The organism is Brevibacterium sp. UCMA 11754 (assembly GCF_021532275.1).
GTDB lineage: Bacteria > Actinomycetota > Actinomycetes > Actinomycetales > Brevibacteriaceae > Brevibacterium.
Window position 1 is genome coordinate 115,918 of record NZ_JACBOT010000023.1, and the last position, 20,499, is coordinate 136,416.

At 63.3% G+C, this 20,499-nt stretch carries 20 protein-coding genes; 13 read left to right on the forward strand and 7 right to left on the reverse strand.

The features are described from left to right. Positions 1 to 8: 8 nt before the first annotated feature. The 5 genes from HX613_RS11650 to HX613_RS22680 are packed head-to-tail and all read left to right on the forward strand — an operon-like array spanning position 9 to position 4,803. On the forward strand, positions 9 to 1,061 hold the full coding sequence (locus HX613_RS11650; protein ID WP_235345477.1) for a DctP family TRAP transporter solute-binding subunit: 1,053 nt from the start codon (positions 9 to 11) through the stop codon (positions 1,059 to 1,061). Between the two features lies 1 nt (position 1,062). Continuing rightward, positions 1,063 to 1,626, forward strand: coding sequence for a TRAP transporter small permease (locus HX613_RS11655; protein ID WP_235345478.1), 564 nt, complete (start codon positions 1,063 to 1,065; stop codon positions 1,624 to 1,626). Continuing rightward, positions 1,623 to 3,200 (forward strand): TRAP transporter large permease, encoded by a 1,578-nt coding sequence (locus HX613_RS11660; protein ID WP_235345479.1) that lies wholly within the window; start codon positions 1,623 to 1,625, stop codon positions 3,198 to 3,200. The genes HX613_RS11655 and HX613_RS11660 overlap by 4 nt, the downstream gene beginning before the upstream one ends. Before the next feature lie 53 nt (positions 3,201 to 3,253). Next, complete coding sequence (locus HX613_RS11665) at positions 3,254 to 4,021, forward strand: SDR family NAD(P)-dependent oxidoreductase (protein ID WP_235345480.1); 768 nt, start codon at positions 3,254 to 3,256, stop codon at positions 4,019 to 4,021. After that, positions 4,018 to 4,803: an MOSC domain-containing protein gene (locus HX613_RS22680; RefSeq protein WP_235345481.1), complete on the forward strand. Its 786-nt coding sequence runs from the start codon at positions 4,018 to 4,020 to the stop codon at positions 4,801 to 4,803. Before HX613_RS11665 ends, HX613_RS22680 begins: the two co-directional genes overlap by 4 nt. A 42-nt stretch (positions 4,804 to 4,845) precedes the next feature. On the opposite strand, the gene HX613_RS11675 is transcribed toward HX613_RS22680, so the two are convergent. The 3 genes from HX613_RS11675 to HX613_RS11685 form a co-directional block, all read right to left on the reverse strand. Further along, positions 4,846 to 5,778 carry a PCC domain-containing protein gene (locus tag HX613_RS11675; protein ID WP_235345482.1) on the reverse strand — a complete coding sequence of 311 codons (933 nt, stop codon included), beginning with the start codon at positions 5,776 to 5,778 and terminating at the stop codon, positions 4,846 to 4,848. Then, positions 5,775 to 6,668: an IclR family transcriptional regulator gene (locus HX613_RS11680; protein ID WP_235345483.1), complete on the reverse strand. Its 894-nt coding sequence runs from the start codon at positions 6,666 to 6,668 to the stop codon at positions 5,775 to 5,777. The genes HX613_RS11675 and HX613_RS11680 overlap by 4 nt, the downstream gene beginning before the upstream one ends. Positions 6,669 to 6,741: 73 nt before the next feature. Further along, positions 6,742 to 7,650: a LysR family transcriptional regulator gene (locus HX613_RS11685; RefSeq protein ID WP_235345484.1), complete on the reverse strand. Its 909-nt coding sequence runs from the start codon at positions 7,648 to 7,650 to the stop codon at positions 6,742 to 6,744. A 165-nt stretch (positions 7,651 to 7,815) separates the two neighbouring features. Between HX613_RS11685 and HX613_RS11690 the strand changes: the two genes are divergently transcribed. Then, entirely contained in the window at positions 7,816 to 9,300 is a 1,485-nt protein-coding gene (locus HX613_RS11690; protein WP_235345485.1) for a M20/M25/M40 family metallo-hydrolase, read from the forward strand. Next, complete coding sequence (locus HX613_RS11695) at positions 9,297 to 9,470, forward strand: hypothetical protein (protein ID WP_235345486.1); 174 nt, start codon at positions 9,297 to 9,299, stop codon at positions 9,468 to 9,470. The genes HX613_RS11690 and HX613_RS11695 overlap by 4 nt, the downstream gene beginning before the upstream one ends. Positions 9,471 to 9,858: 388 nt before the next feature. Here HX613_RS11695 and HX613_RS11700 read toward each other — a convergent pair whose 3' ends face one another. Next, positions 9,859 to 10,554 (reverse strand): YoaK family protein, encoded by a 696-nt coding sequence (locus tag HX613_RS11700; RefSeq protein ID WP_235345487.1) that lies wholly within the window; start codon positions 10,552 to 10,554, stop codon positions 9,859 to 9,861. Between the two features lie 167 nt (positions 10,555 to 10,721). On the opposite strand from HX613_RS11700, the gene HX613_RS11705 reads away from it, so the two are divergent. The 6 genes from HX613_RS11705 to HX613_RS11730 are packed head-to-tail and all read left to right on the forward strand — an operon-like array spanning position 10,722 to position 18,409. Next, entirely contained in the window at positions 10,722 to 12,335 is a 1,614-nt protein-coding gene (locus tag HX613_RS11705) for an ABC transporter substrate-binding protein (RefSeq protein WP_235345488.1), read from the forward strand. Then, positions 12,332 to 13,288 (forward strand): ABC transporter permease, encoded by a 957-nt coding sequence (locus HX613_RS11710; protein ID WP_235345489.1) that lies wholly within the window; start codon positions 12,332 to 12,334, stop codon positions 13,286 to 13,288. Before HX613_RS11705 ends, HX613_RS11710 begins: the two co-directional genes overlap by 4 nt. Continuing rightward, the gene (locus HX613_RS11715) at positions 13,285 to 14,199 is read left to right on the forward strand and encodes an ABC transporter permease (RefSeq protein ID WP_235345490.1); all 915 of its coding nucleotides are present in this window, start codon (positions 13,285 to 13,287) and stop codon (positions 14,197 to 14,199) included. Before HX613_RS11710 ends, HX613_RS11715 begins: the two co-directional genes overlap by 4 nt. A gap of 1 nt (position 14,200) precedes the next feature. Then, on the forward strand, positions 14,201 to 16,006 hold the full coding sequence (locus HX613_RS11720) for a gamma-glutamyltransferase family protein (protein WP_235345491.1): 1,806 nt from the start codon (positions 14,201 to 14,203) through the stop codon (positions 16,004 to 16,006). Next, a complete protein-coding gene (locus HX613_RS11725; RefSeq protein WP_442862600.1) occupies positions 16,003 to 17,685 on the forward strand; it encodes a dipeptide ABC transporter ATP-binding protein in 1,683 nt (560 codons plus the stop codon). The genes HX613_RS11720 and HX613_RS11725 overlap by 4 nt, the downstream gene beginning before the upstream one ends. Then, a complete protein-coding gene (locus HX613_RS11730) occupies positions 17,678 to 18,409 on the forward strand; it encodes a GntR family transcriptional regulator (protein ID WP_235345493.1) in 732 nt (243 codons plus the stop codon). The genes HX613_RS11725 and HX613_RS11730 overlap by 8 nt, the downstream gene beginning before the upstream one ends. Positions 18,410 to 18,415: 6 nt before the next feature. Here HX613_RS11730 and HX613_RS11735 read toward each other — a convergent pair whose 3' ends face one another. The 3 genes from HX613_RS11735 to HX613_RS11745 all read right to left on the reverse strand — a co-directional run bounded on the left by HX613_RS11735 (position 18,416) and on the right by HX613_RS11745 (position 20,497). Continuing rightward, positions 18,416 to 19,540: a PLP-dependent cysteine synthase family protein gene (locus tag HX613_RS11735; protein ID WP_235345494.1), complete on the reverse strand. Its 1,125-nt coding sequence runs from the start codon at positions 19,538 to 19,540 to the stop codon at positions 18,416 to 18,418. A gap of 86 nt (positions 19,541 to 19,626) precedes the next feature. After that, positions 19,627 to 20,124: an SRPBCC family protein gene (locus HX613_RS11740; RefSeq protein ID WP_235345495.1), complete on the reverse strand. Its 498-nt coding sequence runs from the start codon at positions 20,122 to 20,124 to the stop codon at positions 19,627 to 19,629. Position 20,125: 1 nt separating this feature from the next. After that, positions 20,126 to 20,497, reverse strand: coding sequence for an ArsR/SmtB family transcription factor (locus HX613_RS11745; RefSeq protein ID WP_235345496.1), 372 nt, complete (start codon positions 20,495 to 20,497; stop codon positions 20,126 to 20,128). Positions 20,498 to 20,499: the final 2 nt, after the last annotated feature.

The following is a 20,499-nucleotide window of genomic DNA, read 5'->3' on the forward strand; positions in this document are numbered from 1 at the left end:
ACAACTCAATGATGGAGGCAAGGGTGCCGACAACACCGACGAAGAGGACCATGCTCGCCTGGTTCGCCGTGCTGGTGACGCTCGTCCTGCTCGTCAGCGGGTGCGGAACGAACTTCGGCACGACCGACGACGGGAAGCAGAAGTACCGGTGGAAGATGACGGTCACGACCGGCTCGACGAGCACCTGGTACATCGCGGCTGAGAAGTTCGCGAAGGACCTCGAAGAGGAGACGAACGGGCGCATCACGCTCAAGGTCTTCGGCAACGAACGACTCTCGGCCGGTGAGGCCACCGCAGGCGTCGAACAGCTCATGGACGGAGCGAAGGACTTCTCCTACAACTCGCCGATCATCTACTCGGCCGTCGACCCGCGCTTCGGCACCGTCACCGCTCCCTTCATCTTCGACAGCGTCGAAGATGGCCAGAAAGCACTGAAGGGCAAGGGCGGAGACGTCTACGCCGACTACCTGTCCGAACACGGCGTCCACCTCCTGGGATTCGGCGAATCGGGGATGCGTCAGCTCACGAACACCCACCACCCGATCCACACCCCGGAGGACCTGCACGGACTCAAATTCCGCATCCCCGGATTCGGCCTCTACACCGACCTGTACCGGTCGCTGGGTTCCAACCCGACGACCATGCCCTTCGGCGAGGTGTTCACCGCACTGCAGCAGGGCGCGATCGACGGACAGGAAAACCCGATCGACGTCATCTACTCCTCGAACCTGCAGGAGGTCCAGCCCTACCTGACTCTGTGGAACTACTCCTATGACCCGCTGGTCTTCGGCGTCAACGAGGACCTCTTCGATTCTCTCGATGCAGAGGATCAGGAACTCGTGAGCCGCCTGGCCAAGGAGACCAATGAGTTCCAGATCAAGAAGAACCGTGATGGCGAGGAGAAGCTGATCAAGGAGCTCAAGGACAGCGGCATGGAGGTCAACGAACTCACCGATTCCGAGAAGGACGAGTTCCGCATCACCCTGGAGCCGCTGTACGCCCAATACCGCAAGATCTGGGGCCAGGACATGTCCGAAGCGTTCATTCCGGAAGGACTCTGAGATGAAAATCGTCAAATGGTTCGAAGACTGGGTCGTCATCGCCTCGTTCATGATGATCGTCCTCGTCACCTTCGTCAACGTCGTCTCCCGTTACACATTCCAAGCCTCGCTGGCCTTCAGCGAAGAGATCACGATCAACCTCCTCGTCGTGCTCACGATGATGGGCGCGGTCGTCGGCATCCGCCTCGGCGCGCACCTGGGATTCACCTACCTGGTGGAGAACGCGAAGCCGAAGATCCGTAGATCCCTCATCATCATCGGCGCGGCTCTGATGATCGTCTTCCTCGCCGTGCTCCTCTTCTGGGGCAGCGAAATGATGATCCACCAGGCCATCCGCGGTCGTGCGACCCCGTCCCTGGGCATCCCGCAATGGCTGTTCACGCTGTCCATTCCGCTGGCCGGCCTCCTTGGAATCGTCCGCACGCTGCAGGCAGCCCGGGTGTCGCTGCATGAGGACACCTCCGCCGAGGCGGTCGCGCAGCGCATGGCACAGGAAGCCGCACCCGTCATCGACGACACGGAACTGAGAACCCACACCACCGACCGTCAAGGAGGCCGCAAATGATCACGCTGCTGCTGTTCGGAAGCTTCTTCCTGTTCCTCGCCCTGGGGATCCCGGTGGCGTTCGCACTCGGCCTGTCCGCCGTCACCGTCCTCATCACCACCGATGGACTTCAGGTCTTGGACGTGGTGCCCTCGGTGATGTTCCCGTCGATGAGTTCGGGGACGCTGCTGGCGATCCCGTTCTTCGTCCTCGCCGGCATCGTCATGCAGTACACGGGCATCTCCCAGCGCCTCGTCGACCTCGCGTTCCTGGTCTTCGGCCGCTTCAGCCACGGTCTCGCCGCGGTCACGATCATCTCCGCGTTCTTCTTCTCCGCGATCTCCGGATCCGGACCGGCCACGGTAGCCGCGATCGGCGCGATCCTCATCCCCGCCCTGATCCGCAACGGTTACCAGAAGAAGCACGCCGTCTCCCTCGTCGCGGCCTCGGGCTCGATGGGCATCGTCGTGCCACCGTCGATCGCGTTCATCATCTTCGCCGTCGTCGCCTCCGAGTTCGGCTCGATCTCGATCACCCGCCTGTTCATCGCCGGCATCGTGCCTGGCGTGATCATGGCCGTGGCGTTCTTCATCGCCGCGCTCTTCGTCCCCCGCGTTCGTGAGCTCGCGGGCCTGCCCGTGAAATCGGGCAAGGGGCTGCTGGCTGCAGGCCGTGAGCCCGCAACCACCACCGGCGCCGAGGCGGCCGTGTCCTCGGACTCGACCGCATCGTCGACGACAGCATCGTCCTCGGCGGCAGGGACCGGTGGCACCGGTGCGACGAAGACTCGTCTGTTGAAAGCCGACAAGGCTGGAGGGCCCGTGTCGACGAGCGGCTCGGCCACCTCGGCGGGCACCGGTGTGACCACCGGCTCCGGGAACGGAACCGGCGACGTGACCGGCACAGCCGCGCCTGCCGAGGGCAGCTTCGGCGAGTTCCTCGCAGCTCTCGTCAAGGCCATTCCTGGTCTGCTCATCCCCGTCATCATCCTCGGCGGCATCTACGGCGGCATCTTCACCCCCACCGAAGCGGGTGCCGTGGCATCGGTATTCGCACTGTTGGTCGGTGTCTTCGTCTACCGCGAGCTGAAGTGGCCGGATCTGCCGAAGGTGTTCCTGGAGTCGGGAGTCTCGACGGCCGTCATCATGTTCATCGTCGGTGTGGCCAGTCTCTTCTCCTACGTCATCACGGTCGAAGGCATCGCCGAGACGGTGTCATCGGCGGTGCTGGGGGTCACAGACAACAAGTTCCTCATCCTCGCAGTGATCACGATCATCCTGCTCATCGTCGGTGCCTTCGTCGACGCGATCAGCGCGTTCTACCTGTTCATCCCGATTCTCGTGCCCATTCTGCTGGCGGTCGGTGTGGACATGACGACGATCGGCGTGTTCATGACCGTCAACCTCGCGATCGGCCTGTTCACCCCACCCGTGGGACTCAACCTCTACGTCGGTGCCGGTATCGGCAAGGTCAGACTCGAAGAAGTGGTGCGCGGCATCATGCCGTTCCTCATCGCAGCGATCATCGCCCTGCTGCTCATCACCTACATCCCGGCGATCTCGAACTGGCTGCCCGACCTCCTCGGCGTCGGATAGATCCTCGATCCACGACACCACCCGCACTGTCTCTCGAATCTTCAAGGAGAACCATGGAACCTTATCTGCTGACGAACAAATCGGCACTGGTCACAGGTGCCGCCCAGGGCATCGGCATGGCCATCGCGACCTCACTGGCCAAACGCGGAGCCTCGATCGGGATCGTCGATCTCAAGGGTGCCGAAGCGGCTGCCGAGAGTCTGTCGAAGCAGTTCCCCGAACAGACATTCACCGGGTACGAACTCGATGTCCGCGACGCCGAGGCGGTCACCGCCGCCGTCGGATCCTTCGTCGAGGCGTCCGGTGGGATCGACATCCTCGTCAACAATGCGGGGACGGCGGCACGCATCGGGATCGACGAGATCACGGCCGAACAGTGGCAGCGTGACCTGGACACCAACCTCGGCGGGACGTTCAACTTCATCAAGGCCGCCGTCCACCCGCACATGATCAAAGCCGGGACGGGATCGATCATCAACATCTCCTCGATCTCGGGCATCAACGGCGGCGCTATGTCAGACGGTGAAGCCGGGGCGCGTTCGGGTCCGGCGTATGCGGCGAGCAAGGGCGGGATCATCGCGCTCACGAAGTGGGTCGCCAAGGAGTACGGGCGGCAGGGAATCCGCTGCAACTCGGTGGCACCAGGTCCAGTGGAGTCCGCACTCACCGCAGGTCAGTACTACGACACCTCGAACCAGGCCCTGGATCGCATGGGCACACCCGCTGAGATCGCCGAGGCGGTCGCCTACCTCGCAAGCGATGGCGCGGCCTTCACGACCGGCCAGATCCTGCGCATCGACGGCGGAGCTGTGATGTCGTGAGCTCACCAGCTTCACCATCGTCAGCGGCCTCGCTCCCGGACGAGGTTCTCGACGTCTGCTCCATCGGATTCACCCCGATCAAGGGGACTCGGCACCAGTCGCAGCCCGAGGCTTCGTTCGACGAGCACGGACCCGTGGGGGATCGGCGCTACTGCCTCGTCGACACCGACACACGGCGGGTCCTGCGGACCGTGCAGAACCCGTCGCTGGTCGCGGTCGCTGCGGAGTTTCACGGTGCCCAGCTGGAGACCTCGCTGCCCGACGGGCGGTCGGTCTGCTCTGCACCGAAAACCTCGGGTGAGGTGCTGACCTGCGATTACTGGGGCAGGCCCGTCGCAGCTGAACTGATGCAGGGTCCACATGATGCGCTGCTGTCCTCGTGGCTGGGCAAGCCTGTGCGTCTGGCTCATGTTCCACGCGGAGACGTCGTATTCGGGGAGCCGATCACGATCGTGACCACAGCCTCCATTCGCGATCTCGGCGAGAGACTCGGGCATCCCGATCTCCTTTCCGAAGCGGCTCGATTCAGGGCGACACTGCTCGTCGAGACCCACGACCCCTATATAGAGGAGACGTGGAACGGCCGCGAGATGGTTTGCGGCGAGATTCGCATTCGGGTCGGAGGGCCGATCCCACGCTGTGCGGTCATGGATCTGCATCCCGTCACCGGTGCGCGCGGCTCGCGGCTGCTGAAGTCACTTGCCGCCTACCGACCCAGAAACGACGCTGGTGAACCCCATTTCGGGGTCTATGGGCAGGTCATTGACGCATCCAGAGGCTGATCGCAGAACGAGTGTGCCTGCGGAGTGTGTGAGGAGTGCCTTTCACATCGACAGCACGAGGAGTTCGAAGGTCACGGCCACAGGGTTCGCCCCGAGGGCCAACTGTCCTGCGTGAACCTCGCCGGCGACATCGACGACTTCGCCCTCGAGGCTGACCTGCGGGTTGTCACCCAGGGCGCCACTGACTGAACCCGTCAGGTGAGTGAACTCCACGGCCGGCCATGGGGCGGAACTGTCGGTGAATACGGCACCGGTGGTGCTGCCGAGACTGGCCCGCACCTCGGCGGTGTCGAAGCCGGCGGCGCGGCAGATGGTCACGATCGCGTCATCGATGAGTTCCCCGGGACGGACACGGGAGATGACCGCGCTGCTTGGAGCAGACTCCGAGGCGGGGGAGCGCATCGCAGTCGGCGCGAACGCGAAGAACCCAGTCTCCGGGTCGGCTTCGCTGAGCTGCTGCGCATCGGCGAGGGCGAAGACGCGCAGGCGCATACCCTTCGGTCCGACGAGTGTGCCGGGCAGCAGATGACCGCCCTTGGCCAGGCCCCCCTCGGTCAACCAGGAAGCGTGGATATGGGTGAACGGAACACCGTCCTTCTTACCCACCGTCGCCGAGGCATGCCGCAACTCTGCTGGCCCATCGTGTTGGAAATCGGAGGTGAAGGACATCGGGTGCTCGGCATCGGGGCCATAGGCCGGATAGACGTAGTCGATCCGACCGAACTCACCGTCCGTGAACTCCACCATGAGTCCGGAGACGTCGAGTGATTCCAGGAGGCTGGTCACGGCGGCGAAGAGATCATCGCCGGCGGCGAGATCGATGAGATGCTCGCTCTGACGGGTCGGCACCGAGACGATTCTCGGACTCTGCCGGGGCCCTGCATGGATGACGACGTCACCGGGCTCGCCGAAGCGGTAGCCGGGAGGCTCGTGTGCGCTGGTGTTGCCGTGTGGCTGAACAGTGTTGTCGGTCATGCCTGGTCCTCCATGCTGCTCACAGCCTCGGCGATCTGGCGAGCTTCGTGTTGGAGAAGCTCGGCCAGTTCGAATACACGGGCCCCGGTCATGCGCTCCTCGATGCTGGCGATCGACAGTGCCGCGCGCGGCTTTCTGCCCTTGACTCTGACCGGCACGCCGATCGCCCACGATCCCTGGGCGAAGAGCCCTGGGTTGTGGACGAACCCGTCGTGACGACCGCGGCGGATGATCTCCTTGAGTCTGGGCACAGAGACTTCGGGGTAGCGGTCGGCAAATATTCTTGAGTTGGCCTCGAAGGAGGCGTCCACCTTGGCATCGGAGAATTGAGTCATGATGGCAAGGCTTCCTGCGCCGATGCCCAAGGGATGGCGATCGCCCACAGCCAGGGCGTTGTTGAAGATCGGGCCGAAGCCGTCCTCGCGGCGGGCGCAGATCGAGTAGCTGCCGGTGCGCATCGTGAGGAACGCAGTGTCCTGAGTGAGCTCGGCGAGCCTGAGCAGACTCGACTCGGATTCTTCAATCGCGGGGTCGGCGGACTTCTGGGCCAGCTGTCCCATGATCTGGGACTGCACGCCGAGGCGGTAGCCGCCGTCCTCGCATCGTTCGACGTATCCCATGGCGATGAGGGCGTTGAGCATGCGATGCACGCTGGCCTTGGGGCGACCGCTGATGGCCACGATCTCGCTGAGAGGCGCGCCGTTGGGGTTCTCGCTGCTGATGATGCCGACGAGCCCCAGCAGGGACAGGGCACGCTGGATGCTCTGGGCTCCAGTGCCCGGCCCCAGGTCGTCGACGGCGTGAGCGACGTTGAATGATGCGGAACGGCGCACGATCCGCCCGCGCATCTTCATCCGGTCGAGATCATGTGTCTGCGCTTCATTGCCCATGCTGACGATTATCGGCGTTTGCGGGTCATGGGCAGAAGTCGGATCCATGATGTGGACCGCGGATGAGGATGGGTTATCTCGTCGCCAGACTCCTGCGCAGGGAATCGATCATCAGGTCGAGACCGTCTGACTCCCGCAGTGGATCGGCGGCAAGGATCTGGATCGAACGGTCATCGAGGCCAGGATCGTCGAGTTCCACGGCAGCGCACCCCGCCTCGGCGAGGTTGTCCGGGATCGTCCGCTCAGCCATCATCGCGACCATCGTGGTTCCGGCGATGGCTCTCATCGTGAGCACGGGACAAGTGGCTTCGATCGTCGGGGAGAACACCTGTCCCTGAGCGCGGACAGCCTGTTCGATCCTCATCCGAGCGGTATTTCCCGACGGCAGCGTGGCGATCGGAAAGTCGACCAGGTCACGAATGCGGACAGTGGCTCTCTGAGCAAGAGGGTGCTTCTTGTCGAAGACCGCAAAATTCCGAGCCGGGGTCTGATCGATCCGCCGGACGCCGGGAACCGAGACGAGATCATGGCCGTATACGGAGAAGTTCACGCACAAGTCTGCTTGCCGGTTCTTCAGCACCTGAACAGCCTCGAGTGACGTGGTGTCGATGATCGAGACCTGCACCCGGTCAGTGGTGGTCATGACATCGTTGATGGCGTCGGCGACGACGGTCTGGCCGAGCCCGGTGCTGGTGACGACTGTGATGGTCTCGACCTCGCGGGAGTAGCTGCCGAACGAGTCGGAGAGGAGCTCGGATTCGGCGATCATCCGCCGTGCGAAGTCTGCGAGAGCCAGGCCCTGTCCAGTGGGAACGACTCCGCTCGCCGAGCGATCGAACAGCGTCGTGCCGTAATGCTCCTCAAATGTTTTGATCTGGCGACTGGCGGTCGAATGGGAGACAAACAGAGCTCGCGCGGCGAGGTGGATGGAGCCGTATTCGACGACTGCCAGCAGGGTCTTCAGGCTGCGCAGGTCGGTCATGCCATTATGCTACTAGGGGTGGTGCATATTATGCACAGTCACCTTGCGAGAAACGAACCGGCATATGGACAGATCGGTCTTCCAATCTGAGCCGGACTGCGACAGTCTGAACACATGAGACCAGATCACAGCCCCGGCCAAGGCGAAACAGCACCGAGACGAACAGTGCCGAATGAAATCCGCGAAGTTGTCACTCGAGAGTCCGCCACTCGAGAGTCCGTCACTCGGGAGTCCGTCACCCGGGCCGCGGGCGAATTCGTCCGCAGCCAAGCCTTCTTCGACCTGTTGGCCACGCGCGTCGCGAAACGCACCGAGAGTCAGGCACCGGGCAACGGCCTCGCCGCTCATGCCTACCTCGCCGAGGAGATCGCCCCAGAGCTCACGGCCCTGGGCTTCGCGACGACGATCCACGACAATCCCGAATCCGATGAGCACCCGCTGCTCATCGCGGCACGCATCGAGGACCCGCAGCTGCCGACCGTCCTCCTCTACGGTCACGGCGACGTGCAGTTCGCCCACGACTCGCAATGGTCTGACGGTCTCGACCCGTGGGTGCTCACCCGCGACGGCGACCGTCTCTACGGTCGAGGCAGCGCCGACAACAAGGGCCAGCACACCGTGAACTCCCTCGCCCTGAAGACTGTCCTCGAATCACTCGACGCTCCCGGTGCAGCCGCTCTGGGCTACAACGTCAAGGTCCTCATGGAAACAGCCGAGGAGACCGGTTCGCTCGGCCTCAAGGCATTCGCCGCCGCACACAGGGCCGAACTCGACGCCGATCTCTTCCTCGCCTCCGACGGTCCCCGGATCGCCGCCGAATACCCGACGCTGTTCCTCGGTTCCCGTGGGGCGTTGGGGTTCAAGCTCGTCGTCCACGATCGCGACGGCGACCATCATTCGGGCAATTGGGGCGGGAAGCTGCGCAACTCCGCGACCGTCCTCGCCGCCGCCATCAACTCCCTCGTCGATGGAAACGGCGTCATCGGGATTCCCGCGCTGCGCCCCGAAGACCCGCCCACCTCGGTGCTCGATGCCGTTGCGAAGCTGCCCGAGTTGGTCGAAGCCGGATCACCCGAAGTCGATTTCGATTGGGGAGAGCCAGGGCTCACCTCGGCGGAGAAGGTCTTCGCCTTCAATGTCATCGAGGTCCTCGCCCTCGACGCCGGGAATCCTGCCCAGGTGGTCAACGCGATCCCAGGAAGGGCCGAAGCGCACATGCAGCTGCGATACGTCGTCGGCACCGACGTCGACGACTTCGAGGGCAAGGTGCGGGCCCATCTGGAAGGCGAAGGGATCCACGGAGTCGATGTCGTCTTCGAGCACTGCATGCCGGCGACTCGACTCGACCCGAACGCCCGCGTCGTCGCGGCCGCCGCTGAGTCGATCAGGACGACGACCGGGCTCGATGCCGCGATCGAACCGAACCTGGGCGGCACCATCCCCAACGACGTATTCGCCGAGGTGCTGGGCCTGCCGACCGTGTGGGTGCCGCATTCCTATCCCGGATGCAATCAGCACGCCCCCGACGAACATGCCCTGACCTCGATCCTTCAGCAGGGTGCCGAGATCATGGCCGGAATGTTCTGGGACATGGGGCAGAACCCCGACGACTGGTTCACCTCGAAAGCGGCGACTCCGGATGCGTATTGAGACCACATCGGGCACAGGAGCCGGAAGCCGGCACTGACTCTCACCATCTGGCTGATGTTCCTGGGCACCTTGATGATCGTGATCATGCCCCGGCTCATGCCATCGGCCTGGCCACTCCGCTCAGTGTGGCTGCGATCCTCGTGGTGTGGAAGAAGCTCGGCGTGCGCTGATCCCACGCACGCCGTGAGACGCATGCTGGGAGACGTATGCTGCGAGACGCAGCTCGTCGAAAAACGGGGCGCGCGTCGAGACCCTAATGCGCATTTGCGTGTCTCGACGTGAACCCCGTTATTCGATTCGCGGACGTCCTCTGACTGCGGCCATCTTGGCCTCTCTTCTACATCTTCGCGTTCATGGCTACCGCCTCGGTCCCCTTCGCAGGGCAGCTCTGGGAGGCAACGGGCGCAGGCACCACACGCCAGCGTCGGGCGCGGGAACGGGAATGGGCCACAAACCCCAGTCGACCAGAGTTCTCAGTCGCCCAGAGTTCTCAGTCGCCCTGAGTTCCCAGTCGACCAGAGTTCTCAGTCGACCAGAGTTCTCAGTCGACCTGATTGATCAGGCGTGCACGGACTCCTCGGCAGCCGCGGCGAGGGCGCGCTTCTTCGAGCCACGGTGACCGATGACGGTTACGACGGCGATCGCCGCAGCGACGAAGGCGATGCCGATCCACTGATTGATCATCAGTGTCGCGGCACCGGCGATCGCGCCGATGAGGATGAGAAGGACGGCCAGAGCTCGGCGGATCCAGCGGACGCTGTCGCCACCGGCCAGCCGCGAATCAGATGCCAGACCGACGATCGTCGAGGTGACGACGACGGTGGTGACGTCGGCGATCTTCATCCTCCGTGCCGCAGCGGCCTGTGCGCCCATCAGGGCCGAGAGTGCCGAGGTGAAGATGGTTCCGGCCAGCCCCACCTCAGGGTTGGGCATGAGTGCGACATAGACGGCCAGGCCCGCGCAGCCGACGGCCACTCCGGCGTAGATGATCGTGGTGCGCACGTGCCAGTCCTCGCCGATTCGGCCGAGGATGCGCCCGCCCAGGGCCGCTCCCACCATGAAGAACGCGAGGGCCAAGGCAGGGCGCAGGACCGGAGTGTCCTCAGCTCCGGCCAGGCCCATGCCCAGGATGACGACATTGCCCGTCATGTTTCCGGTGAAGACCTTATCGAAGCCCAGGTAGCCGATCGCATCGACCATTCCGGTTGAGAATGTCAGTACGAGCAGCATGGCCAAGTCGAGCCGACGTGTCATTGCGTCCCTTTCGCAGAGCCTGCAGGCGAGCTCCCTCAATCCCAGAATTCGGGAACTTCACAGTATTTGTATACAAAACGTTAATCAACCATTAGATTGTATGCAAATAAGAGGGTCGGGCGGCTATCCGGCCAGCCTCTGAGATGGATACCCACACAGGAGTGCGCGTGAAGAAACGGATAATGGCGGTGCTTGCCAGCGTCGTCCTGCTGGCCGGGTGCACGCCGGTCCAACCGCTCGGCGAACCACCCGAGCGACCCGACGTGAAGTCGGTCGATGCCGACGCCGGAGCCTTCGAAGAAGGCGGAGATCTCGTCATGGCGCTGTCCTCCGAACCGGATCGCCTCGACCCGACGACATCCTCCTCTCTCTACACCCGATATGTCATGCAGACGATGTGCCAGAAGCTCTACGACATCGATGCGAACGGTGAGATCACACCGATGCTCGCAACCTCGCTGCCGGATGTCTCCGAAGACGGAAAGACCGTGCGCATCCCGGTCAAGAACGGTGTGCGATTCGCCGACGGCACCGACTTCGACGCCGAGGCGGTCAAGACGACCATCGAACGCGGGCTCAACCTCGAAGAGTCGTCCCGCTCTGCAGAACTCGGCCCGATCAGTGATGTGACCGCCATTGACGATCACACCCTCGAGGTCACCTTCGACGAGCCCTTCGCGCCATTCACCGCGGCCCTGGCCGATCGTGCCGGGATGATCATGTCGCCGGCGGCCCTGGACGAGGCGGGTGAGGACTTCGGCGACCACCCGGTGTGCGTAGGGCCGTTCAAGTTTGAGAAGCGCATTGCGCAGACGTCGATCAAGGTCGTCAAGGACCCCAACTACTACGACGCCGACAAGGTTCACCTCGACTCGATCACCTATCAGATCATGTCGGATGCAAACATTCGTGCCGCGAACATCCGCTCCGGCGATGTGCAGGTCGCGGACACGATCTCCCCGCAGGACGTCGACGCTCTCAAAGAGGAATCCGGAATCGGACTCCTGCAGTCGAACTCTCTGGGATATCAAGGACTGACCGTGAACATGGGCTTCGGCGACAATCCGGAGAACTTCGAAACGCCGCTGGGCCAGGACCCGAAGGTGCGCAAGGCACTGTCGATGGCCTTCGATCGCAAGGCGTTGGTCAACACCGTATTCAACGGGTGGTTCTCACCGGCCTGCTCTGGCATCTCTCCGGACAGTCCCTTCGCAACCAAGGCGAGCAACGAGTGCGTCGACTACGATCCAGCTGGCGCGAAGAAGCTTCTCGAGGATGCCGGAGTCGAACTTCCGCTCAAGGTGAACATGAAGGTTTCGAACACTCAGGACACACTTCGCTTCGCTCAGGCCGTCCAGGCCGCCACCAAGGAAGCAGGCTTCGACATCAAGGTCCAGCCGATGGAATACACGGCCCTGCTCGATGCCCAGGACCGCGGCGACTACGAGCTCCTCCAACTGGGCTGGTCCGGACGCGTCGATCCGCACGGAAACCTCTACACCTTCCACTACCCAGGCGCCGGCAACAACGTCACAGGAGTCGACGACGACAAACTCAGCAATCTGCTCACCCGAGCCAGTGAAGCCACAGATATGGATGAGCGCAAGAAGCTCTACGGCGAAGCCTCACAGCGGACCGGCGAACTCAACTCGATCATCTATCTCTACCGACAGAAGAACCTCACGGCCCACACCGATGATGTGTCAGGCATCGATGTGTTCTCCGACGGCGTCGTCCATCTCTCCGAAGCCGGATTTCTGAAGAAGGACGCTCAGCGATGACTCGATTCGTGCTCACCAAGATCTTCCACGCCATCATCACCTTCGTGCTCTCAGGCATCGTCATCTTCTTCGGTGTGCGCATGCTTCCCGGCGACCCGGCTCTGGCCATGGCCGGTGAAGAGGCGACCCCTGAACGACTCGACTCGATCCGCGCCGACCTCGGGCTCGACCAGCCTCTGCTCGTCCAGTTCGTCAAGTTCTTGGGCGATATCGTCACCGGCGACCTCGGCGAATCCACGCGGACAGGCTTGGCCGTTACCGAGATGATTGCGACCACCTTGCCAGTGACCCTGTGGCTGTCGCTGTATGCGATCGTGGTCGCCGTCATCGTGGGCATCACCCTGGGCATGGTCGCAGAACGCTTCCGCGGAAAGTGGCCGGAGCTGGGCAGCAACTTCCTCGCTCTCCTCGGCCTTTCGGTTCCGAACTTCTGGCTCGGACTCCTCGCGATCTTGGTGCTGGCCGTCACTCTCGGTTGGTTCCCTGCCTCGGGGTACGTCGACGTCCTCTCGGACCCGGTCCGCGGCATCTACTACCTCACCCTGCCGGCCGTGATCCTGGGCACCAGCCTGGCCGCGGTCATCACCAGGCAGACCAGGGCCTCGATGATCGAGAGCATGGGCACTGACTATGTGCGCATGGCTCGAGCCAAGGGACTGTCCAGGCCACGGGTCCTCTTTCGATACGGACTGCGAAACTCGCTCATCGTCTTAGTCACGATCATCGGTCTGCAGCTGGGTGGCCTGATCTCGGGTGCAGTGGTCACGGAGAGGATCTTCGCCCTGCCCGGAATCGGCAAACTCACCCTCGATGCGGTCTTCTCCCGCGACTATCCGGTCATCCAAGCGGTTGTCCTCGTGATCACGGCCTCCTACATTCTCATCAACTTGGCCGTCGACATCCTCTATTCGGTCATCAACCCACAGATCCGAGTCAGCGAGGACGCCTCATGACCACCCCAATCGTCACGAACACCGACAAGAACACGCAGGGACTCGATCCCGAATTCCACGCCTCGAACAACCGGGCCTGGTGGCTGCTGCGCTCCATCCTGTCCAACCCGATGGGGCTCATCGGATCCGTCATGGTCGCCATCGTGGTGCTCGTCGGACTCTTCGCACCGCTCATCGCCCCCTATGGATTCGCCCAGACGAACTTCCAAGCTCCATTTCAAGTGCCGGGCACGATCGGCTTCGTCCTCGGCACCGACGACCTCGGCAGAGACGTTCTCTCCAGGCTCGCATTCGGTGTTCGCGCCTCGCTCCAGGTGGGGCTCCTGGCAGTCGCGCTGGCCGTCATCGTCGGCACACCTCTGGGCCTCTTGGCCGGATACTTCCGGGGCCTCGACGCGGTCATCTCCCGACTGACAGATGTCACCCTGGCCTTTCCGTTCCTCATCATCGCCGTCGGGTTGGCAGCCATTTCCGGGCCCAGCCTGGCCAATGCCGCGATCGCATTGGGCATCTCCCAGGTGCCCACGATGACCCGCGTCGTCAGAGGTGAGACGATGCGGCTGAAATCGGCCGATTTCGTCAAAGCCGCGATCGCCACTGACGCGTCGAAGACACGTATTCTGGGCATGCATATCCTGCCGAACATCGCTTCGGCCATCATCGTGCAGGCCACCGTCATCATTCCCACCGCAGTGATCGGAGAATCGATCCTCTCCTTCCTCGGCCTGGGTATCCAGCCGCCCTCACCCAGCCTGGGCATCATGCTCTCCGACGCGCAGCAGTACATCTTCCGTGCACCGTCGACCGCGCTGTTCCCCGGGCTGGCGATCCTGCTCATCTGCTTGGCCTTCAACCTCTTCGGGGACGCCCTGCGCGACGCCCTCGACCCCAATTCGAAGAAGGGACACTGATATGTCATTCACCCCACCCGCAGCTTTCACCACTCGGCCCACCCTGGAGGGCCATTTCGGTATGGCCGCCTCCACCCACTGGCTGGCCACTGCTGCTTCACAGGCTGTGCTCGAACGGGGCGGCAACGCCTTCGATGCGGCCGTGGCCGGAGCCTTTCTCCTCCACGTGGTCGAACCCCATCTCAACGGTCCCGGTGGTGACATGACAGGGGTCTTCGCCACCGCCGAGGACCCGGCGAACCCGCAGATCATGATGGGGCAGGGGCCGGCGCCGGCAGCTGCAACCATCGGGCACTACCGCAATGAGGGACTCGACATGGTCCCCGGCGCCGGGGCACTCGCCTCTGCTGTGCCCGGAGCCGTCGACTCCTGGCTCAATCTGCTCGAGCACCACGGCTCTTGGGAGCTCGCCGACGTCCTCGATTTCGCCATCGACTACGCCGAGCACGGGCACCCCGTCCTCGGTCGAGTCGTGGGCACCATCGAACGCGTTCAGGAGCTCTTCACCGAACATTGGCCCACGTCTGCAGCCCAGTGGATGCCAGAGGGTCAGATCCCGAAAATCGGTGATCTCATCTATAACCGCCCCTATGCCGAGGTCCTGAGGAAGCTCATCGCTGCAGGTGACGGTGTGGAAGGGCGCGCTGCCAGAGTGGCTGCGGCACGTGAGGAATGGAAGTCCGGCTTCGTCGCCGAGGCGGTCGAGAAGTTCATCTCCACCCCGCACCGGCACTCGACTGGAGGTGACCACGCCGGAGTGATGACGGCCGCCGACTTCGCCGGATTCGACGCACATTTCGAGACACCTGTGTCCGTCGATTTCCGCGGCTACTCGATTGCGAAGATCGGAGCCTGGGGGCAGGGCCCGGTGCTGCTCCAGACACTGAAGATCCTCGAGGGCTTCGACGACGACCGGCTCGATCCCTCGACCGAGCTCGGTGCGCATACGATCCTCGAGGCACTCAAACTCGCGATGGCCGACCGCGACACCTACTACGGGGATGCCGATGTCGACCTCGACTGGCTGCTCAGTGAAGAGTACGCCGCAAGCCGCCGGGACCTCATCGCAGATGATGCCTCACTCGAATTCCGAGCCGGCACCGACAGGACAGGTTCTGTCTCGGCCTTCACGCCGCCGCTCGTGCTCGAGGGCGCGGACAAGGAAGCCATGGCCAAGGCGGGCATCGGCGAGCCGACTGTGCAGAAGAACGGCGTCAACAACGGCGATACCTGCCACATCGACGTCGTCGACCGTTGGGGCAACATCATCTCAGCCACACCCTCCGGTGGATGGCTGCAGTCTTCGCCGGTCGTCCCCGAGCTCGGATTCTGCCTGGGAACTCGGCTGCAGATGATGTGGCTTGACGAAACAGCTCCCTCGGCGCTGACCCCCGGGAAACGCCCGCGCACCACGCTGACTCCGACTCTGATCTCCAAAGACGGCCAGCCGATCATCGCGCTCGGCTCACCCGGCGGTGACCAGCAGGAACAGTGGCAGCTGCTGATGATTCTGCGCATGCTCATCGGCGGCTACGCACCCCAGCAGGCGATCGATGCTCCCGCACTGCACACAACCTCGTTGGCGGGATCGTTCTGGCCGCGCACCTGGGTTCCCGGCGGAGCTGTGGTCGAGGACCGCCTCGGCGAGGAAGTCATCAACGGGCTGATCGCACGCGGCCACGTCGTGACCAGGGCCGGCGACTGGGAACTGGGCAGGCTATCCTGCGTGACCCGGGACCCTGCAACCGGTCGCGTCACCGCAGGGGCGAACCCGCGCGGTGCCCAGGGATACGCGGCAGGCAGATGATGAGTACTGCGAGCAGCGGCGGTGTGGAAACGTCAGAATTCGTCCTCGAGGTCTCCGGACTCGAAGTCTCCTACGAGAACCCGGTGCTCCACGATGTGGGCTTCACGTTGGCACCGGGGGAGCGTTTGGCTCTCGTCGGTCAGTCAGGGTCCGGTAAGTCGACGACGATTAGCGCAGTCCTCGGACTCCTTCCGGGGGCAGGCCATGTCAGCTCCGGCAGCGTGAAGTACCGCGGTGAGGACCTTGTCCACGCCGATCGTCAGCGACTCCAAACTCTTCGGGGCCGTTCGATTGCCTTGGTACCGCAGGATCCCATGGCCAGTCTCAATCCGAGCATGCGCGTGGGCGACCAGATCGCCGACGCTCTGCGGACATACGGGATGTCGAAATCCGCCGAGGTGACCCGCAATGTTGTGCGGCTGATGACGGAAGCGGGAATCCCTGACGCGGAGAACCGGCGACGGTCTTATCCGCACGAATTCTCCGGTGGTATGCGGCAGAGGATCCTCATCGCAATCGCCCTGTCCGGCGAACCGGACCTCATCATCGCCGACGAACCGACCTCCGCTCTGGACGTGACGGTGCAGAAGCAGATCCTCGATCATCTGCAGAAACTCGTCACCGAGCGAGGAACCTCGCTGCTCTTCGTCACTCACGACCTCGGCGTCGCGGGGGAGCGGACGGACACCATCCTCGTCATGAACGAAGGCCGCGTCGTCGAACGCGGGACACCGCAGCAGGTGCTCGGCAGTCCTCAGGACGAATACACGAAAGCCCTGGTCAAAGCCGCACCCAGCATTGTGGTGGAGCGGGACCCGCAGCAGAGGAATCCGGCCGATGCCGTGGCCGAAGGTCCCCGGGAGGGCAACGACCGCAGCGTCGGCGGGACCGCCTCGGCGAACGTGCTCGAGGTCGAAGATCTGCACAAGGTCTACAAGCTGCGTGGCCGCAGCAAAGAGGTCCACGCACTCAAGGGCGTGAGCTTCAGCGCAAAGCGGGGGCAGACGACGGCGGTGATCGGTGAATCCGGTTCCGGAAAGTCGACGATTGCGAAGATCGTCTTGGGATTGGAAAAGGCCACGAGCGGCACAGTTCTCACCGGAGGGCGCAACGTCGATGCCACCTCGCGGGCTGAACGCAGCATCCTGCGGCGGTTCAGTCAGCCGGTGTTCCAGGACCCGTTCTCCTCGCTCAACCCGATGTGGGGCATCGAGCGGATCATCGCTGAACCCCTCGACGTATTCAAGATCGGCACACGAGCCGAGAGGAAGAAAAAGGTCGCCGAGGTGCTCGACCAAGTGGCTCTGCCCACCTCGATGCTCGAGCGTCGACCCGCCGATCTCTCCGGTGGACAGCGCCAGAGGGTTGCGATCGCGCGAGCGCTGATCAGCGAACCGGAGCTGCTCATCTGCGATGAGGCGGTGTCGGCACTCGACGTTTTGGTCCAGGAGCAGATTCTCGACCTGCTGCGTCGGCTGCAGTCGGAGCTCGGCGTGAGCTGCCTGTTCATCACGCACGATCTTGCAGTTGTCGCGAACTTGGCAGACGATGTTGTAGTGATGAAGAACGGAGAGGTCGTCGAGGCGGGCGCGACGAGAGATGTCATCGATCGTCCAGCCGCGGAGTACACGCAGAAGCTGTTGGCCGCTGTGCCAGGATCCGGTCTGCTCAATGCCTGAGCCCGGTTCTCTTTCGCGGTCGAGTTCGGCCGCGAAGCCGAGTGCGGCTTCGACCTCGAACAGCATCGCGGTCGGGGCGAAGATCCGCCACGACATCATCAAGGGCGTGCATCCGCCCGGCGGGAAGCTCCGCGAGGCGGCCCTGGCGAAGCAGTACGACGTCTCGCGGATCCCGATTCGAGAGGCGCTGCGCTCTCTCGAGTCTGAGGGGCTCGTCGAGTCTCGGCCCTACAGCGGCAGCATGGTCGCCCCGTCACCGATCGAGGACGCTGAGGATCTGTTCGAGATCCGTATCGTCCTAGAATCCGCGACCGCCAAAAGAGCCGCGAAGCGCGCAGCGCAGCAGAGCAGCGGAGGGGCCCCGGACGAGCGTTGGCGGATGATTCGCAAGGAGATCAACGAGATCCTCACCGCCGGCGACATCGTCATCGGAGAGAAACGCTACGAAGACCTCGCGGTGCTCAATATGCGCTTCCACTTCGCCATCGCCGAACTCAGCGGCAGCCTCTCCTTCGTCAGCCTCCTGCGCCAGATCTCAGGGAAGATCGAATGGCTCTACTCCCTCAACGTCACCCGTCGAGGACCGCAGGCGTGGCCCGAGCACCGCGACATCATCGCAGCCATCGATGCCGGGCAGGAGGCGAAGGCCGCCGAGGTGATGGGACAGCACGTCCGTCGCAGCCGGGATTCGTACTTTGCCATGATGGCCGACAGGCCTGCCTAGCCGAGTTCAGCCAAGGTGACCGCTGGCAATGAATTCTGTGAGGCGTTCCCGGTAGGGAATCGTGTCGATCCCTGCCTCTGCGAGCCAGTCCGGCGAATAGTACTTGTCGAGGTAGCGCTCGCCGGGGTCGCAGATCAGCGACACCAGACTTCCCCTCTGCCCGGCCGCCTTCATCTGCGACACGATGCGGAATGCGGCCCACAGGCCGGTGCCGGTCGACGCCCCGGCGCGACGCCCCATCAGTTTCTCGAGCAGCTGGATGGAGGCGATGGCGGCAGCATCGGGAACATGCATCATCCGATCGATGCTCGAGGGGATGAAGCTCGCCTCGACCCGCTGTCGTCCGATGCCCTCGATCCGGGATCCCTGATCGGTCGTCGCTGCCGGATCATGGTCGCGCCATCCTGCGAAGAAGGCTGAATTGTCAGGATCGGCTACACAGATGCCGGTGGCCCGACCGGTGTAGCGAACGTATCTGGCCAGGGTCGCCGAGGTGCCGCCAGTGCCGGCGGTGGCGATGATCCAGGACGGTTCGGGGTAGGTCTCACTCGACATCTGATCGAAGATCGACTCGGCGATGTTGTTGTTGCCGCGCCAGTCCGTGGCTCGTTCGGCATAGGTGAATTGGTCCATGTAGTGACCGCCGGACTCCGCAGCCAGATCAGCTGCGACTTTGTAGACCTCGTTGGCGTTGTCGACGAAATGGCAGGTGCCGCCGTAGAACTCGATGAGGGAGATCTTCTGGGCGCTCGTCGACCGAGCCATGACTGCAATGAACGGGACGCCGATGAGCTGGGCGAAATACGCCTCGGAGACCGCGGTCGATCCGCTCGAGGCCTCTACGACCGGGCGACCGGGGCGAATCCATCCGTTGCACAGTGCGTGGAGGAAGAGCGAGCGGGCCAAGCGGTGTTTGAGTGACCCGGTGGGATGGCTGGACTCGTCCTTGAGATAGAGGTCGATTCCCCAGGCAGAAGGCAGCGGCACGTGCAGCAGGTGCGTGTCCGAGGATCTGTTGGCATCTGACTTCACCGCTCCGATGGCTCCGGCCAGCCACTGGCGGGCCTCGGGATCGTAGCGGTCGATATCCTCTTCGGCAGGCACGCTCGTGTGATCGTGAGAGTCAGTCATGTCCTCGAGCTTATGGGATACCCGAGACGATGCGACAGCGCCGGCGCTGAATGGGCCGGCGCTGAATGGGCCGGCGCTGTCAGCGCTCATTCACCTTCTGCGAGCATCTTCTCGAGTTTGTCGTAGCCTTCGCGAATTCCGTGCTCCATGCCGGAGGCGACCATTCCGTCGCGAGATTCGAGGGAGTCGAAGACCGATGTCGACTGCAGGCGGGTCCGCCCATCGCCGAGGGAGGTGAGCGTGAGGATCTCGAGGTTCACGGCATCAGGGAAGCCTTCGAAGGTGAAGGTCTGGACGATGCGCTCGTTCTCCCTCACCTCGTGGAAGGATCCGAAGAAGCCGTACTCACCGTTGTCATCGGTCGAGACGTAGCTCCATTTCCCGCCGGTCTGCGCGTCCCATTCGCGGATCGTGTTCGTGATCGTGTCGGGCCCACACCATCTGACGAAGAGTTCTGGGTCGGTGTGTGCCCGGAACACCTTGTCCGGGGTGGCTGCGAAATCGCGAGTGATCGACAGTGCCTGGCTTCCGTCGGGGACGTCGAGATTCAGAGTCGAGTAGTCGGTGTCATTCGTGGTGGTCATGTCATGCTCCCTTGCGTGATGTGTCTCTGTGGTCTGAGGTGGGGGAGTCCTCGTCCGCGTCCATAGTTTCCAGAACTGCGTCGAGGCGTTGGTAGCGTTCTTCGGCCTGGCGCTGGTATCTCTCGATCCATTTCGTCATCAGATCGAACACATTGTCTTCGAGGTGGACTGGTCTGCGCTGGGCCTCACGGGTCCGAGTGACCAGTCCTGAATCCTCGAGCACCTTGAGATGTTTCGACACGGCCTGGACGCTGACCTCATAGGGTTCGGCGAGTTCGTTGACCGTGGCGTCGGCGATGGACAGCCTGGCAACCATGTCTCGTCGAGTCGGGTCGGCCAAGGCTGCGAACACCTTTGTCAGTTGGTCTGCCACTG

Excerpts from the sequence above, each read along its gene's own strand:
- HX613_RS11650 (WP_235345477.1), top strand. The coding sequence starts at position 9 with ATGATGGAGGCAAGGGTGCCGACAACACCGACGAAGAGGACCATGCTC.
- HX613_RS11655 (WP_235345478.1), top strand. The coding sequence starts at position 1,063 with ATGAAAATCGTCAAATGGTTCGAAGACTGGGTCGTCATCGCCTCGTTC.
- HX613_RS11660 (WP_235345479.1), top strand. The coding sequence starts at position 1,623 with ATGATCACGCTGCTGCTGTTCGGAAGCTTCTTCCTGTTCCTCGCCCTG.
- HX613_RS11665 (WP_235345480.1), top strand. The coding sequence starts at position 3,254 with ATGGAACCTTATCTGCTGACGAACAAATCGGCACTGGTCACAGGTGCC.
- HX613_RS11675 (WP_235345482.1), bottom strand. The coding sequence starts at position 5,778 with ATGACCGACAACACTGTTCAGCCACACGGCAACACCAGCGCACACGAG.
- HX613_RS11680 (WP_235345483.1), bottom strand. The coding sequence starts at position 6,668 with ATGGGCAATGAAGCGCAGACACATGATCTCGACCGGATGAAGATGCGC.
- HX613_RS11685 (WP_235345484.1), bottom strand. The coding sequence starts at position 7,650 with ATGACCGACCTGCGCAGCCTGAAGACCCTGCTGGCAGTCGTCGAATAC.
- HX613_RS11700 (WP_235345487.1), bottom strand. The coding sequence starts at position 10,554 with ATGACACGTCGGCTCGACTTGGCCATGCTGCTCGTACTGACATTCTCA.
- HX613_RS11710 (WP_235345489.1), top strand. The coding sequence starts at position 12,332 with ATGACTCGATTCGTGCTCACCAAGATCTTCCACGCCATCATCACCTTC.
- HX613_RS11715 (WP_235345490.1), top strand. The coding sequence starts at position 13,285 with ATGACCACCCCAATCGTCACGAACACCGACAAGAACACGCAGGGACTC.
- HX613_RS11720 (WP_235345491.1), top strand. The coding sequence starts at position 14,201 with ATGTCATTCACCCCACCCGCAGCTTTCACCACTCGGCCCACCCTGGAG.
- HX613_RS11725 (WP_442862600.1), top strand. The coding sequence starts at position 16,003 with ATGATGAGTACTGCGAGCAGCGGCGGTGTGGAAACGTCAGAATTCGTC.
- HX613_RS11730 (WP_235345493.1), top strand. The coding sequence starts at position 17,678 with ATGCCTGAGCCCGGTTCTCTTTCGCGGTCGAGTTCGGCCGCGAAGCCG.
- HX613_RS11735 (WP_235345494.1), bottom strand. The coding sequence starts at position 19,540 with ATGACTGACTCTCACGATCACACGAGCGTGCCTGCCGAAGAGGATATC.
- HX613_RS11740 (WP_235345495.1), bottom strand. The coding sequence starts at position 20,124 with ATGACCACCACGAATGACACCGACTACTCGACTCTGAATCTCGACGTC.